At 61.8% G+C, this 15167-nt stretch carries 15 protein-coding genes and 1 tRNA gene; 8 read left to right on the top strand and 8 right to left on the bottom strand.

Annotated elements, in window-relative coordinates; genetic code table 11:
• The first annotated feature begins 551 nt into the window (after window positions 1-551).
• The 7 genes from AC097O_RS07575 (at window position 552) to AC097O_RS07545 (ending at window position 7053) form a co-directional block, all read left to right on the top strand.
• Entirely contained in the window at window positions 552-1550 is a 999-nt protein-coding gene (locus AC097O_RS07575; RefSeq protein WP_479592220.1) for an RluA family pseudouridine synthase, read from the top strand.
• 71 nt (window positions 1551-1621) lie between these two features.
• A complete protein-coding gene (gene pilB / locus AC097O_RS07570; protein WP_479592219.1) occupies window positions 1622-3355 on the top strand; it encodes a type IV-A pilus assembly ATPase PilB in 1734 nt (577 codons plus the stop codon).
• Between the two features lie 33 nt (window positions 3356-3388).
• A complete protein-coding gene (locus AC097O_RS07565; protein ID WP_315191074.1) occupies window positions 3389-4606 on the top strand; it encodes a type II secretion system F family protein in 1218 nt (405 codons plus the stop codon).
• The gene (locus tag AC097O_RS07560) at window positions 4606-5454 is read left to right on the top strand and encodes a prepilin peptidase (protein WP_479592218.1); all 849 of its coding nucleotides are present in this window, start codon (window positions 4606-4608) and stop codon (window positions 5452-5454) included. The genes AC097O_RS07565 and AC097O_RS07560 overlap by 1 nt, the downstream gene beginning before the upstream one ends.
• A 4-nt stretch (window positions 5455-5458) precedes the next feature.
• Entirely contained in the window at window positions 5459-6067 is a 609-nt protein-coding gene (gene coaE / locus AC097O_RS07555) for a dephospho-CoA kinase (RefSeq protein ID WP_479592217.1), read from the top strand.
• Window positions 6068-6088: 21 nt separating this feature from the next.
• Window positions 6089-6844, top strand: a complete 756-nt coding sequence (gene zapD, locus AC097O_RS07550; RefSeq protein ID WP_315191083.1) for a cell division protein ZapD — start codon at window positions 6089-6091, stop codon at window positions 6842-6844.
• Between the two features lie 8 nt (window positions 6845-6852).
• Window positions 6853-7053: a DNA gyrase inhibitor YacG gene (locus AC097O_RS07545; RefSeq protein WP_315191086.1), complete on the top strand. Its 201-nt coding sequence runs from the start codon at window positions 6853-6855 to the stop codon at window positions 7051-7053.
• A gap of 51 nt (window positions 7054-7104) precedes the next feature.
• On the opposite strand, the gene AC097O_RS07540 is transcribed toward AC097O_RS07545, so the two are convergent.
• The 4 genes from AC097O_RS07540 to secA all read right to left on the bottom strand — a co-directional run bounded on the left by AC097O_RS07540 (window position 7105) and on the right by secA (window position 12487).
• Window positions 7105-7572 (bottom strand): NUDIX domain-containing protein, encoded by a 468-nt coding sequence (locus AC097O_RS07540; protein WP_479592216.1) that lies wholly within the window; start codon window positions 7570-7572, stop codon window positions 7105-7107.
• Window positions 7569-8447, bottom strand: coding sequence for an ATP-binding protein (locus AC097O_RS07535; RefSeq protein ID WP_479592215.1), 879 nt, complete (start codon window positions 8445-8447; stop codon window positions 7569-7571). The genes AC097O_RS07540 and AC097O_RS07535 overlap by 4 nt, the downstream gene beginning before the upstream one ends.
• Window positions 8444-9673, bottom strand: coding sequence for a bifunctional glutamate N-acetyltransferase/amino-acid acetyltransferase ArgJ (gene argJ / locus AC097O_RS07530; protein WP_479592214.1), 1230 nt, complete (start codon window positions 9671-9673; stop codon window positions 8444-8446). Before argJ ends, AC097O_RS07535 begins: the two co-directional genes overlap by 4 nt.
• Window positions 9674-9742: 69 nt before the next feature.
• Complete coding sequence (secA, locus tag AC097O_RS07525; protein ID WP_479592213.1) at window positions 9743-12487, bottom strand: preprotein translocase subunit SecA; 2745 nt, start codon at window positions 12485-12487, stop codon at window positions 9743-9745.
• Between the two features lie 190 nt (window positions 12488-12677).
• Between secA and AC097O_RS07520 the strand changes: the two genes are divergently transcribed.
• Window positions 12678-13001, top strand: coding sequence for a hypothetical protein (locus tag AC097O_RS07520; RefSeq protein ID WP_479592212.1), 324 nt, complete (start codon window positions 12678-12680; stop codon window positions 12999-13001).
• A gap of 41 nt (window positions 13002-13042) precedes the next feature.
• On the opposite strand, the gene AC097O_RS07515 is transcribed toward AC097O_RS07520, so the two are convergent.
• The 4 genes from AC097O_RS07515 to AC097O_RS07500 all read right to left on the bottom strand — a co-directional run bounded on the left by AC097O_RS07515 (window position 13043) and on the right by AC097O_RS07500 (window position 15163).
• Window positions 13043-13118, bottom strand: a tRNA-Thr gene (locus AC097O_RS07515).
• A 53-nt stretch (window positions 13119-13171) separates the two neighbouring features.
• Entirely contained in the window at window positions 13172-13660 is a 489-nt protein-coding gene (locus AC097O_RS07510) for a ClpXP protease specificity-enhancing factor (RefSeq protein ID WP_479592211.1), read from the bottom strand.
• 22 nt (window positions 13661-13682) lie between these two features.
• On the bottom strand, window positions 13683-14294 hold the full coding sequence (locus AC097O_RS07505; RefSeq protein ID WP_056177195.1) for a glutathione S-transferase N-terminal domain-containing protein: 612 nt from the start codon (window positions 14292-14294) through the stop codon (window positions 13683-13685).
• 98 nt (window positions 14295-14392) lie between these two features.
• Window positions 14393-15163, bottom strand: coding sequence for a cytochrome c1 (locus AC097O_RS07500; protein ID WP_479592210.1), 771 nt, complete (start codon window positions 15161-15163; stop codon window positions 14393-14395).
• Window positions 15164-15167: the final 4 nt, after the last annotated feature.

The following is a 15167-nucleotide window of genomic DNA, read 5'->3' as shown; positions in this document are numbered from 1 at the left end:
TTCCTTTGACTGGACCGGCAAGGGTCCAGAAATGTTCTTCAATTCAATACGGCCCAAACCGGGCCTACTGATGCCTGAACCAACGCGCGGAAACAACCGGAATGACCCCAGACTGCACTAGGTAAGCCTGGGCTTACAGGGTGACAGTGGGGGGAGGTGGAGGGAAGCGGGAAGTGTGCTGGTTTGAATAGCTACCAATTTGATAGCTGCTTGCGCCCAATAGGTGGGCGCCAGGGGCGATTCCATGCCAAAAACCGGGGCTATAGCCGGAGCCATGAGCCACCGCCAGCAGGTTTGAAGTATCGCCATCAACACAAATGAGTTCTCGCTTCGATCCGTTGCACAACCTGGGCCTACAGCACAGGTTGGCAAGTGAGGGGGTATTCCGTATGTAGTTTCCATCGCGTCAGCCCGCCCCATCAACTTATGCCGCCAACGGAGCCTGGGTTGCTCGGGGTGGTAGCAGATCGCCTTGGGTGGCATCGACTTCGCAGCGGCGTAGATGCAATGCTCTAAACTGTGGTGAATCAAGCACTTACGACACGACGCTGGTGAAAAATATTATAGGTGCTAACGCACCACCCCCCATGCCAGAAGTCAAATTCATTACGGTGGACCCCGACGATGCCGGGCAACGGCTGGACAATTTCCTCTTGCGCCACCTCAAAGGCGTACCCAAAACCCACGTCTACCGCATCATCCGCAGCGGTGAAGTACGGATCAACAAGGGCCGCGTTTCTGCCGACACCCGCGTGAATGGCGGCGACGTGGTGCGGCTGCCGCCGACACGCATTTCCGAGCGGGTGGCCGAAAAGGCCGAGGCCATGGCCGCCGCGCCCGCCCCGGCGCGCGAGTTCCCCATCCTGCTGGAAGACGAGCACCTGCTGGCCATCGACAAACCGGCGGGCGTGGCCGTGCACGGTGGCAGCGGGGTCAGCTTCGGGGTGATCGAACAGCTGCGCATGGCGCGCCCGAAAGCCCCGTTTCTGGAACTGGTGCACCGGCTGGACCGCGAAACCTCGGGCATCCTGCTGCTGGCCAAGAAGCGCAGCGCGCTCAAAAACGTGCAGGACCAGTTTCGCGACCGGGAAACCGGCAAGACCTACCTGGCACTGGTGATCGGCCAGTGGCCTGCCAATAAGAAGGTGCTGGACAAGTCTTTGCACAAATACCTGCTGCCCAATGGCGAGCGCCGCGTCAAGGTGGTGGCCCGGGACGACCCGGACGGCATGCGCTCGCTGACCCTGGTCAAGGTGGCCCAGCATTTCGAGGGCTTCAGCCTGCTGGAGGTGACCATCAAGACCGGCCGCACCCACCAGATCCGCGTGCACCTGGCCTCCGAAGGCTTTCCGATTGCCGGAGACGACAAATACGGCGACTTCGAGGCCAACAAGGCTTTGGTAAAACAGGGCCTCAAACGCATGTTTTTGCACGCCTGGCGCTTGCAGCTGAGCCACCCCGCCAGCGGCGAAAGTGTGGAGCTGCATGCGGCTTTACCCGACGAGCTGCAGCGGTTTTTACCAGCGAAAGCGGGGTCTTCCACCCCCTGATGCCGGTTTACAGGTCTGACTGAATCGGTGATGATGCAGTAACCTTTTGCTACCTGCTACATTTTGGGCATATGGCCGCTGTTGAACCTTTCACCAAAGAATCATCTTCTGTTGCGCTTCCCGGCTTGGGAAGGGTTCTGATTTCTGCAGGCAAACTCGGCCAACGTGCGGCCGAAGACATTTACCGCAAAGCCCAATCCAACCGCGCCAGCTTCATCGCCGAACTGATGTCCTCGGGGGCGGTGTCGCCATCGGACCTGGCGCACACCATGTCCACCGCGTTTGCCGCGCCCTTGCTGGACATCGATGCGGTAGACCGCCACCGCCTGCCCAAAGACCTGCTGGATGCCAAGATTTGCCAGGCCTACCGGGTGGTGGTGCTGAGCAAACGCAATAACCGGCTGATCGTCGCCACCGCCGACCCGTCGGACCAGGAAGCCGCCGAAAAAATCAAGTTCTCCACCCAGTTGGGCGTGGACTGGATCATTGCCGAATACGACAAGCTGTCGCGCATGGTGGATGCCAACGCCGTCACCACCGGTGAGGCGATGGACAACATCATCGGCGGCGACTTCGACTTTGACGACGGGATGATCACGGCACCCGCCGAAACCGCCGAAATCAACATGACCGAGGTGGAAGATGCCCCGGTTGTGAAGTTCCTGCACAAGATGCTGCTCGATGCCTATGGCATGCGCGCCTCTGACCTGCACTTCGAGCCCTACGAGCACAACTACCGCGTGCGTTTTCGTATTGACGGCGAACTGCGCGAAATCGCCTCGCCACCAGTGGCCATCAAGGACAAGCTGGCCTCGCGCATCAAGGTGATCTCGCGCCTGGACATCTCGGAAAAGCGGGTGCCGCAAGACGGCAAGATGAAGCTCAAGATCGGGCCCGACCGGGTCATCGACTTCCGCGTCAGCACCCTGCCCACGCTGTTTGGCGAAAAGATCGTGATCCGGATTCTGGACCCGAGCAGCGCAAAACTGGGCATCGACGCGCTGGGTTACGAGCCCATAGAAAAAGAACGCGTCTTGCAGGCGATTGGCCGCCCCTACGGCATGGTGCTGGTGACCGGCCCTACGGGTTCGGGCAAAACTGTGTCGCTCTACACCTTTTTGAACCTGCTGAACAAGCCTGGCGTGAACATCGCCACGGCCGAAGACCCGTCCGAAATCAATTTGCCGGGGGTCAACCAGGTCAATGTGAACGAAAAAGCGGGCATGACCTTTGCTGTGGCGTTGAAATCGTTTCTGCGCCAGGACCCGGACATCATCATGGTCGGCGAAATCCGCGATCTGGAAACCGCCGACATCTCCATCAAGGCCGCGCAAACCGGCCACCTGGTGCTGTCCACGCTGCACACCAACGATGCACCTACCACCTTGACGCGCATGCGCAACATGGGCATTGCGCCGTTCAATATTGCGTCCAGCGTGATTCTGATCACCGCGCAGCGGCTGGCGCGGCGGCTGTGCCCGGCATGCAAGGCGCTGATCGACATCCCGCAAAAGACGCTGCTGGAGTCCGGCTACGCGCCCGAAGAATTGGACGGCTCCTGGAAACCCTACGGCCCGGTGGGCTGCAACGCCTGCAACAACGGCTACAAAGGCCGGGTCGGCATTTACCAGGTGATGCCGATTTCCGAGGAAATCCAGCGCATCATCCTGCGCGACGGCAGCGCGCTGGACATTGCCGAACAGGCCAAAATCGAAGGTGTGCGAACCCTGCGCCAGGCCGGGCTGCACAAAGTGAAGCTGGGCTTGACCTCGCTGGAAGAAGTGCTCGCCGTGAGCAATGAATAGACCCGGACTTATTTAGTCGTACCAAGGCACTCCATGGCATCAGCCGCGTCCAGCACAGTCAAAGAATTCGTCTTCGAATGGGAAGGCAAGGACCGCAACGGCAAGCAGGTCCGGGGCGAGACGCGCGCATCGGGTGAAAACCAGGTCACCGCATCCCTGCGCCGCCAGGGGGTGTTTCCCACCAAGATCAAGAAACGCCGCATGCGCGGGGGCAAGAGCATCAAGCCCAAGGACATTGCCATCTTCACCCGCCAACTGGCGACCATGATGAAGGCCGGGGTGCCGCTGCTGCAGGCGTTTGACATCGTGGGCCGGGGCAACGCCAATGCCAGCGTGACCAAGCTGCTCAACGACATCCGCCAGGACGTGGAAACCGGCAGCTCGCTGAGCGCGGCTTTCCGCAAGTTTCCGCTGTACTTCAATAGCCTGTACTGCAACCTGGTCGAAGCGGGTGAGGCCGCCGGTATTCTGGAGGCGCTGCTGGACCGCTTGGCCGTGTACATGGAGAAAACCGAAGCCATCAAATCCAAGATCAAATCGGCCCTGATGTACCCCATCTCGGTGGTGGTGGTGGCGTTTGTGGTGGTGGCGGTGATCATGATTTTTGTGATTCCGGCCTTCAAGGAAGTCTTCAGCAGCTTTGGTGCCGACCTGCCTGCGCCCACGCTGTTCATCATTGCCGTGAGCGAAGTGTTCGTGAGCTACTGGTGGTTGATTTTTGGCGGCATTGGCGGCGGCATCTACTTTTTCATGCAGGCCTGGCAGCGCAACATCAAAATGCAGCAGGTCATGGACCGCATCATGCTGAAGCTGCCGGTGTTCGGCGTGCTGGTGGAAAAGTCTTGCATTGCCCGCTGGACGCGCACCCTGTCCACCATGTTTGCTGCCGGTGTGCCGCTGGTGGAAGCGCTGGACTCGGTGGGCGGGGCCTCGGGCAATTCGGTGTTTGAGCTGGCTACCGACAAAATCCAGCAAGAGGTGTCTACCGGCACCAGCCTGACCACGGCCATGGGCAACGCCAAGATCTTCCCGTCCATGGTGCTGCAAATGTGCTCCATCGGCGAAGAATCTGGCTCCATCGACCACATGCTGGGCAAAGCCGCCGACTTCTACGAGGCCGAAGTGGACGACATGGTGGCGGGCCTGTCCAGCCTGATGGAGCCCATCATCATCGTGTTTCTGGGCACCATCATCGGCGGCATCGTCGTGTCGATGTACCTGCCGATCTTCAAGCTGGGCCAAGTCGTCTGATGCTGGAGATGCAATGGGTGGCCGCCTTGTTGGGCGGGCTTTTCGGACTGATGCTGGGCAGCTTTCTGAATGTGGTGGTCTACCGCATGCCCAAAATCATGGAGCGGCAGTGGGCCGCTGACTACGCCGAAATGCAGGGCACCGAACCCGACGCGGCCACTGCCGAGCCATTTAACCTGCTGGTGCCGCGCTCGTGCTGCCCACACTGTGGCCACCAAATCCGCTGGTATGAAAACATCCCCGTCGCCAGCTACCTGGCCCTGCGCGGCAAGTGCTCGGCCTGCCGTGCGCCCATCAGCCCACGCTACCCGGCGGTCGAGATCGCCACCGCCGCCCTGTTCTTCTTTTGCATCTGGACCTGGGGGCCTACGGTCACTGGACTGGCCTGGTGCGGTTTTGCGGCGGCGCTGCTGAGCCTGGCGCTGATCGACTGGGACACCACCTTGCTGCCCGACGACATCACCCTGCCGCTGCTGTGGGCCGGGCTGATAGCCTCGTCACTGCACTGGACCGGCGTGCCCTTGATCGCTGCCGTGTGGGGTGCCGTGGCGGGCTACCTGTCGCTGTGGAGCATTTACTGGCTCTTCAAGCTCATCACGGGCAAGGAGGGCATGGGCTACGGCGACTTCAAGCTGTTTGCGGCGCTGGGGGCCTGGTTTGGCTGGGAGGCGCTGGTGCCCATGATTCTGATGGCCTCGGTGATTGGTGCCTTGGTGGGCATCGCCATGAAGTTCAGCAGCGGCCTGCGCGAAGGCGGCTACATCCCGTTTGGGCCTTTTCTGGCAGGGGCGGGCCTGACGGCCATGGTCTTCGGGCCCAACGCCATCCTGCATTTTGTGGGTTTGTAAACCTATGCCAGACTGCCTTCGGCTCGGACTCACCGGCGGTATTGGTAGTGGAAAAAGCACGGTAGCGCTTATGCTACAAGCACGGGGCGCTATCATTATTGATGCAGACGCGATTTCGCGCCAAACCACCGCAGCGGGCGGCTCGGCCATCCCGGCGGTCCGTGCGGCCTTTGGGGCCGATGCCATCGCCGCCGACGGCGCCATGGACCGGGAGCGTATGCGAGCCCTTGTCTTCGCGGATCCCAACGCGAAAAAGCGCCTGGAATCCATCGTCCACCCCCTGGTTGGCCAGGAAATCGAAGCGCAGTTCCAAAAAGCCCAGGACAGCGGAGCCCGCTGCGTGGTGTTCGACATCCCCTTGCTGGTCGAGTCCGGCCACTGGAAAGACCGGCTGGACCAGGTACTGGTGGTGGACTGCGCGGTAGACACGCAGGTGGCCCGCGTCATGGCCCGCAGCGGCATGGCAGAGGCGGCGGTGCACGCCATCATCCAGACCCAGGCCAGCCGGGCGCAGCGCCTGGCGGCAGCCGATGTCGTGATCCTCAACGACGGTCTGACGCTGGAGCAGCTACGCCTGGAAGTGGAAAAAGTCGCCCCGCGGTTCGGGCTATGATGCCGCCACTGGAAAAACTGCGTGATCCTCTACGAATACCCCTTTAACGAACGCATCCGCACCTATTTGCGGCTGGAGCACCTGTTCAGGCGCTTGGGGGAACTGGTGCCCCGCAGCCACCCGCTGGACCACCACTACGCGCTCACCACCATCTTTGAAGTGATGGACGTGGCGGCCCGCGCCGACCTCAAATCCGACGTGATGCGCGACCTGGAGAAGCAAAAGGTCATCCTCAACGGCTACCGGGGCAACCCGTCGATTGCCGAAGAGGTGCTGGACGATGTGATTGCCCAGCTCGACCGCTGCTACACCGCCCTGCACGAACAACCCGGCAAGGCCGGGCATGCGCTGACCGAAAACGACTGGCTGATGGCCTTGCGCAGCCGCGTGGGCATACCCGGCGGCACCTGCGGCTTCGACCTGCCCGCCTACGCCACCTGGCAGCACAAACCCGCCGAAGTGCGCCGCCACGCGGTGGAGCAATGGGCTTCCACCTTGGCGCCGCTGGCCGAGTCCATCCACCACCTGCTGAAGATGCTGCGGGACTCGGGTGGGCCGCAAAAAGTGGTGGCCCCCGGTGGCCAGTTCCAGCAAAACCTGCCCCAGGGCCGCACCTACCAGTTGCTGCGCCTGCGCATCGATCCGGACCTGGACTTGATTCCGGAAATCAGCGGCAACCGCCTGATGGTGTCGGTGCGCATGATGCGCCACGGTGCCGACGACCGCCTGCATGCCTGCAGCGAGGATGCGTCGTTTGAACTCACTCTGTGCGCTTAGCTTTCAACATGACAGACACACCGCAAAAATGGGTCGCCTGCCCCACCTGCAAAGGCAAAAGCCTGTTTGCCCCGAGCAACGCCTTCCGCCCGTTTTGCAGTGAACGCTGCAAGAACATCGACTTTGGTGCCTGGGCCAGCGCCAGCTTCAGCTTGCCCGCCGACGCGCCGCCAGACGACCAGGTCTTCGGCGACGCACGGCTGCAATAAATTTATAAGAAATAAGGCTCCAGCGCTTATTCCATAAGCGCGAGCAGCTACTTAATATGTAGCACCGGAAAAGCCACGTTCTGCGGCCAGCCAGCCCAGCACGGGCACGGTTCCGGGCAAGACCGGGCCGACCTGCAGTGGCAAAGACTGCCAGGCGCAGGTTTGGCCCTCGCGCATCTCCAGCTCGCCCGTCCAGGCAAACACCTTGCAGAAATGCAGCCGCACCAGCGAATGCGGATAGTCCACCAGCTCCACCTTCCAGGGCTGGGCGGGGCCAATGGTGATGCCGAGTTCTTCCACCAGCTCGCGGCGCAAGGCCTGTTCCACGCTTTCACCCGCCTCCAGCTTGCCGCCGGGGAATTCCCAATAACCCGCGTAGACCTTGCCAACGGGTCGCGAAGTCACCAGAAAATCGCCGCTGGGCTGCACCAGCACGCCCACGGCCACGTCCACGACGGCACGGTCCGGCCCGCCTTCGCGGGGGCGGTGGGCGTCGGCAACCAAGGGAGTCGCGGTCATGCGGACGCAGCGTGTTTGCCTGCATAGTCGCGGGCAAACTGGTAGGCTACGCGGCCACTGCGCGAGCCCCGCTCCAGCGCCCAGACCAGCGACTCGGGGCGGGCCGCCGCAATGGCTGCGGCATCCACACCAAACGACTGCAGCCACTGGGCCACGATGGCCAGGTACTCGTCCTGGCTGAAGGGGTAGAAGCTGACCCACAGGCCAAAGCGCTCGGACAGGGAAATTTTCTCTTCCACCACCTCGCCGGGATGCACTTCGCCATCGTCGGTGTGGGTGTAGGTAAGGTTTTCGGCCATGTACTCGGGCAGCAGGTGGCGGCGGTTGCTGGTGGCGTAGACCAGCACATTCGGCGTGGACGCGGCCACCGAGCCGTCCAGGATGGACTTCAGCGCCTTGTAGCCGGGCTCGCCGTCTTCAAAGCTCAGGTCGTCGCAAAAGACGATGAACTTCTCGGGCCGGTCGGCTACCACGTCCACGATGTCGGGCAAGTCGACCAGATCGGCCTTGTCCACCTCGATCAGGCGCAGGCCCTGGGGCGCGTAGGTGTTCAGGCAGGCCTTGATCAGCGAAGATTTGCCGGTGCCGCGCGCGCCCGTGAGCAGCACGTTGTTGGCCGGTTTGCCTTGCACAAACTGCAAGGTGTTGCGCTGGATCTTCTCCTTCTGGATGTCGATCTCTTTCAGGTCGGCCAGGGCCATGTGGCCGATGTGGCGCACCGGCTCCAGCACGCCGTGGCCGTTACCCCGGCGGCGGTAGCGGTAGGCGATGGCGGCGGTCCAGTCGGGCGCGGAAACGGGCTGGGGAAGCGCGGCCTCGATGCGCTGCATCAGGTGCTCGGCGCGGTCGATCAGGCGTTCGAACTTCTCGTTCATGAACGGTAATCCGCGTTGATGGTCACGTATTCGTGGCTGAAATCGCAGGTCCAGACGGTATCCACGGCGGTGCCACGGCCCAGGCCCACGCGCACGGTGATTTCGCTTTGTTTCATCACGCGCTGGCCGTCTTCTTCGCGGTAGCTGGGGTTGCGTCCGCCCTGGACGACGACGTGCACATCGTCCAGGTGCAGGTCGATCAGGGTCTGGTCCAGGTCGGTGATACCGGCGTAGCCCACGGCGGCCAGGATGCGGCCCAGGTTGGGGTCGCTGGCGAAGAAGGCGGTTTTGACCAGGGGTGAATGGGCGATGGCGTAGGCGGCCAAGCGGCATTCTTCGGCCGTTTTGCCGCCTTCCACGCGCACGGTGATGAACTTGGTGGCACCTTCGCCGTCGCGCACGATGGCCTGGGCCAGTTGCTGGGCGACTTTCTGCATCGCGGCCTTCAGGGCGCGGCCATCGGCGCTGTCCATCGAGGTGATGGGCGCGTGGGCGGCCTTGTTGGTGGCGATGACCACGAACGAGTCATTGGTGGAGGTGTCGCCATCGATGGTGATGCGGTTGAAGGAGGCATCGGCCAGGTCCTTGGCCAGTTGCCCCAGCAGCGCCTGGTCCACACAGGCATCGGTGGCCATAAAGCCCAGCATGGTGGCCATGTTGGGGCGGATCATGCCCGCGCCCTTGCTGATGCCGGTGACGGTGACCGTCTTGCCGCCGATCTGCACCTGGGTGCTGAAGGCTTTGGCGATGGTGTCTGTCGTCATGATGGCCTCGGCCGCGCGGCCCCAGTGGTCGGCGCAGGCATCGGCCAGGGCGGCGGGCAGCCCGGCGTTGATGCGCTCGTGCGGCAGGGTTTCCATGATCACGCCGGTAGAGAACGGCAAAATTTGCTCGGGCGCAAGGTCCAGATGCTGCGCCAGCGCAATGCAGGTGGATTTGGCGCGCATCAGGCCGTCGTGGCCCGTGCCCGCATTGGCATTGCCGGTGTTGACCAAAATGGCACGGATGCCCACACCCAGCGCCAAATGCTCACGGCAGATCTGCACCGGGGCGGCACAGAAACGGTTCTGCGTGAACACGCCCGCCACCGACGCGCCCTCTTCCAGCAACACCACGGTCAAGTCCTTGCGGTTGACCTTGCGGATGCCCGCCTCGGCAATGCCCAGCAGTACGCCGGGAACGGGGTGCAGGCCAGCAGGATCGGGGGCGGACAGGTTAACGGGCATGGTGGGCTTTCAAAAGGGTAGGAAGATGTGAAAAACGGGCCGAAGCCCGTTGAAAAACCGAAGCGCTACTCAGGCTAGCTTGCCGTGGCACAGCTTGTATTTGTTGCCACTGCCGCAGGGGCAGGGGTCGTTGCGGCCTACGCGGGGCATGGCAGCACCCGCTGATCGGGTGTCACTGCGGGTTTCCACTTCGCCGGTTTCGGTAGGCGCGGTGTAGGTCACGTTGGCAATGCTCTCGCCCCGGCTTTCCATGGCTTCGGCAGCTTCGCCGAGTTGCTCGTTGGACTGCACCTTGACCGTCATCAGCACCTTGGTCACGTCGTTCTTGACCGCGTCCAGCAACTGGCCAAACAGCTCAAAGGCTTCGCGTTTGTATTCCTGCTTGGGCTGCTTTTGCGCATAGCCGCGCAAATGGATGCCCTGGCGCAGGTAGTCCAGCGAGCTCAGGTGTTCGCGCCAGTGGGTGTCTATGCTTTGCAGCAGCACCATGCGCTCGAACTGGGTGAAGTTCTCGCCGCCCACCTGGTCCACCTTGGCCTGGAAGGCAGTGTTGGCCGCGGTCAGCACGGTTTCCAGAATGTCTTCGTCGGTGATGGAGCTGGCCGACTGCACCTTGTCTGCCAGCGGCACCTCGAGCTGCCAGTCATCGCGGATGGTTTTTTCCAGGGCGGCAATGTCCCACTGCTCTTCCACCGACTCGGGCGGCACAAACTGGCGCACCACATCTTCCACACAGCCTTCGCGCAGCGAGGCGATCTGGGCGGTGAGGTCTTGCGCGTCCAGAATTTCGTTGCGCTGCTGGTAGATGACCTTGCGCTGGTCGTTGGACACGTCGTCGTATTCCAGCAGCTGCTTGCGCACGTCGAAGTTGCGGGCTTCCACCTTGCGCTGGGCGCTCTCGATACTGCGGGTGACGATACCGGCTTCGATGGCCTCGCCTTCGGGCATTTTCAGGCGGTCCATGATGGACTTGACGCGGTCACCCGCAAAGATGCGCATCAGCGGATCGTCCAGGCTCAGGTAGAAGCGCGACGAACCGGGGTCGCCCTGCCGGCCCGAGCGGCCGCGCAACTGGTTGTCGATACGGCGGGATTCGTGGCGTTCGGTGGCAATGATGCGCAGGCCGCCGAGGGCTTTTACCGCCTCGTGGTCAATGCTCCATTGCGCACGCACCCGCTCGATTTCCGCGTTCTTGGCGGATTCGTCGAGCGCGGGGTTGGCCTCTACGGCCTTGATCGCCATTTCCAGGTTGCCACCCAGCACGATGTCAGTGCCCCGCCCGGCCATGTTGGTGGCGATGGTGATCATCTTGGGGCGACCGGCCTGGGCCACGATGTCGGCTTCGCGCGCATGCTGCTTGGCGTTGAGCACCTGGTGCGGCAGCTTCGCGTCATTGAGCAGGCGGTCGATGATTTCCGAGTTCTCGATCGAGGTGGTGCCCACCAGCACCGGCTGGCCGCGCTCGTAGCATTCGCGGATGTCCTTGATGGCGGCTTCGTACTTTTCGCGCGTGGTTTTGTAGACGCGGTCGAGCTGGTCTTCGCGGCGGCTGACGCGGTTGGGCGGAATCACCACGGTTTCCAGGCCGTAGATGGTCTGGAACTCAAAGGCCTCGGTATCGGCCGTGCCGGTCATGCCCGACAGGCTGGTGTACAGGCGGAAATAGTTCTGGAAGGTGATCGAGGCCAGGGTCTGGTTCTCGGCCTGGATCTGCACGCCTTCTTTGGCTTCCACCGACTGGTGCAGGCCTTCGCTCCAGCGCCGGCCCGACATCAGGCGGCCGGTAAACTCATCGACGATGACGATTTCGCCGTCTTGCACCACATAGTGCTGGTCGCGATGGTACAGGTGGTTGGCCCGCAGCGCAGCGTACAGGTGGTGCATCAGGGTGATGTTGGCCGGGTCGTACAGCGACGCGCCTTCGGGCAGCAGGCCGTGCTCGACCAGAATGCGCTCGGCGTTTTCGTGGCCGTCTTCGGTCAGGAACACCTGGTGCGATTTTTCGTCGAGCGTGAAGTCGCCGGGCTTGGTGACACCCTCGCCGGTGCGCGGATCGGCCTCGCCTTCCTGGCGGGTCAGGAAGGGGATGATCTTGTTGATCGCAATATAGGTGGCGGTGTGGTCTTCGGCCTGGCCGCTGATGATCAGCGGGGTGCGGGCTTCGTCGATCAGGATCGAGTCCACCTCGTCCACGATGGCAAAGTTCAGGCCGCGCTGCACGCGGTCGCGCACCTCGTAGACCATGTTGTCGCGCAGGTAGTCGAAGCCGTATTCGTTGTTGGTGCCGTAGGTGATGTCGGCGGCATAGGCGGCCTGCTTTTCTTCACGCGGCATATTGGGCAGGTTGACACCGACGGTCAGGCCCAGAAAGTTGTACAGGCGCTCCATCCAGCGCGCATCGCGATTCGCCAGGTAGTCGTTCACCGTGACCACGTGCACGCCCTTGCCGGACAGTGCATTCAGGTACACCGGTAGCGTGGCGGTGAGGGTCTTGCCTTCACCGGTCCGCATTTCAGAGATCTTGCCGTTGTGCAGCGACATGCCGCCCAGCATCTGCACATCGAAATGGCGCATCTTCATCACGCGCTTGGAGCCTTCGCGCACCAGGGCAAACGCCTCTGGCAGGATCGCATCCAGCGTTTCGCCCCCGGCCACCCGCTGCTTGAAGGACAGCGTTTTCTCGCGCAAGGCCTCATCGGACAGCTTTTCAAACTGCGGCTCCAACGCATTGATCACTTCGAGCGTCTTGCGGTACTGCTTCAACAAGCGCTGGTTACGGCTGCCGAAAATTTTGGTCAGAAAGTTGATGGTCATGGATGCGAGACCGTCACCGCCGCTGAAGCCAGGGGGTGGCGATCGAAATTCCTAAATAATCTTGGAGTCAGATGAGGCTTTGACAGCAAAAGTCAACCCTTGGGGGCCAGTTTGCAATCCACAGCCTTGGGATTTTACTATCTGCCAGCATGGGCCCCAAAGCCGGTACGGCTGTGATAATTGGGCCACCATGCGCCAAAGCAACCGCTCCTTCACGCTGCTGCAAGCCGCAGCCGACTCGCCCACACTGGCCCGCCTGTCGGCTCTGGCGCAAGACTCCAACGACCGGCTCAAAGCCATCAAAACCCTGCTCCCCGAGGCCCTGTGGTCAGCCATCCAGCCCGGCCCGATTGACGGGGCCAGTTGGTGCCTGCTGGTCAACAGCAATGCCGCATCGGCCAAGCTGCGGCAACTCACGCCGGCGCTGCTGGCGCATTTGCGCACCAAGGGCTGGGACGTGACGGCCCTGCGCATCAAGGTGCAGATGCGGGCCGCCACTTTGCAACGGCCATAAAAAAAGGTTCTGGCCCTTGCGGGACAGAACCTTTTTCAGTGTGGTGCCGATTGTCGGAGTCGAACTGACGACCTTCCGCTTACAAGGCGGGTGCTCTACCAACTGAGCTAAATCGGCGAATTTCGCATTTTACCGAACCGAACAGGGCATTTTGGTGGCCCTGCAATTTTTTACTTGATGCGCTTGAGCGCCGGACGGGGCCCGCCCGCAGGCCTTGGCGGCTCGGGTGGCTCGTCGCCGCTGGACTCTACCGGCGACAAGGGAACCACTTTCGAGGACGCATCGGGCACCCCGGCCAGTGCAAATGGCTTGGCGGGCTCGTCCGCAGGAGCGGTAGCCACCGGCGACGGAAAAGCCATGCCCTGCCCGTTTTCACGCGCATAGATGGCGATCACCCGGCCAATCGGCACCAGAATCTCGCGCGGCGTACCGGCGAAACGGGCCTTGAATTCGATGAAATCGTTGCCCAGCTTGAGCGAACTGGTCGCGTCAAAGCTGATGTTGAGCACGATCTCACCGTCTTTCACGTATTCGCGCGGCACCTGCACCGTGTCATCGACCAGCACGGCCACATAGGGTGTCAGACCGTTGTCGGTACACCACTCGTAGAGCGCGCGGATCAGGTAGGGACGGGTGGAGGTCGAATCCAGGGCTTGCATGGTGGACAACGGTGGCTCCGAATTACTTGCGCATCACTTTTTCGGAAGGCGTCAGCGCTTCGATATAGGCCGGGCGCGAGAAGATGCGCTCGGCGTATTTCAGCAGCGGTGCGGCGTTCTTGCTCAGGTCGATGCCGTAGAAGTCCAGGCGCCACAGCAGCGGTGCAATCGCCACGTCGAGCATGGAGAAGTTCTCGCCCAGCATGTACTTGTTCTTCAGGAACACGGGGGCCAACTGGGTCAGGCGGTCGCGGATGTGGGCGCGGGCTTTTTCCAGGGCTTTTTCGTTGCCCTTGGAAGCGCGGGATTCCAGCAAGCCAACGTGCACAAACAGTTCCTTCTCGAAGTTGAGCAGGAACAGGCGCACACGGGCGCGATCCACCGGGTCGCCGGGCATCAGCTGGGGGTGCGGGAAGCGCTCGTCGATGTACTCGTTGATGATGTTCGATTCGTACAGGATCAGGTCGCGTTCCACCAGAATCGGCACCTGGCCGTAGGGGTTCATCACGCTGATGTCTTCGGGCTTGTTGTAGAGGTCTACGTCGCGGATCTCGAAATCCATGCCTTTTTCAAACAAGACAAAACGGCAGCGGTGGGAAAAAGGGCAGGTCGTGCCTGAGTACAACACCATCATGATGGGGGCTCCTAAAAATCAAAAAGAGTGGGATGCCAGTGCAGCCCACTCTGTGTGGCCCAAACAACGTGTCCGGGCCTCGTTGGGGTAGATGGGGTCTACTTCACGTCTTTCCAGAACGCGGCATTCAATCGCCAGGCGAAGAAGGTAAACACCAGCAGGAACAGCAGCACCCACACGCCCACACGCACGCGGGTGTTTTGGGCCGGTTCGGCCATCCACTGCATGTAGCTGACCAGGTCGCCCACGGCTTGCTCATACTGCAGCGGGGTCATGGTGCCAGGGCTTACCTGTTCCCAACCCTTGAAGACCTTGACCGCATGGCCGTGCTCTTGCACTTCCTGGTACACCGGTTTGCGGTCGCCTTGCAGTTCCCACAGCACATGCGGCATGCCCACATTGGGGAACACCAGATTGTCCCAGCCGGTGGGCTTGGAAGGGTCGGGGTAGTAGCTGCGCAGGTAGGTGTACAGGTAATCTGCACCGGTGCCACCGTGGCCCGAGCGCGAGCGGGTGATCAAGGTCAGGTCGGGCGGATTGGCACCAAACCATTCCTTGGCCTGCACCGGATCAATCGACGCCTTCATGGTGTCGCCGACCTTGGTGGTGGCGAACAGCAAATTGTCTTTGATTTGCTGCTCGGTCAGGCCGATGTCGCGCAGGCGGTTGTAGCGCATGAAGGCTGCCGAATGGCAGCTCAGGCAGTAGTTGACGAACAGCTTGGCACCGTTTTGCAGCGCGGCCAGGTCATTGGTTTTATTGGGGGCCTTGTCCCAGGCAATCGTCTCGCCACCCGCAGCATGCACTGCAGTGGTGGCACCAAAAGACAGGGTCAAGGCCGCGAGCACGCCGAGAATCAGTTTTTTCATAGTC

The organism is Rhodoferax sp. LS1P39 (assembly GCF_056521425.1).
This window is presented reverse-complemented; position numbering and strand designations above follow the sequence as displayed.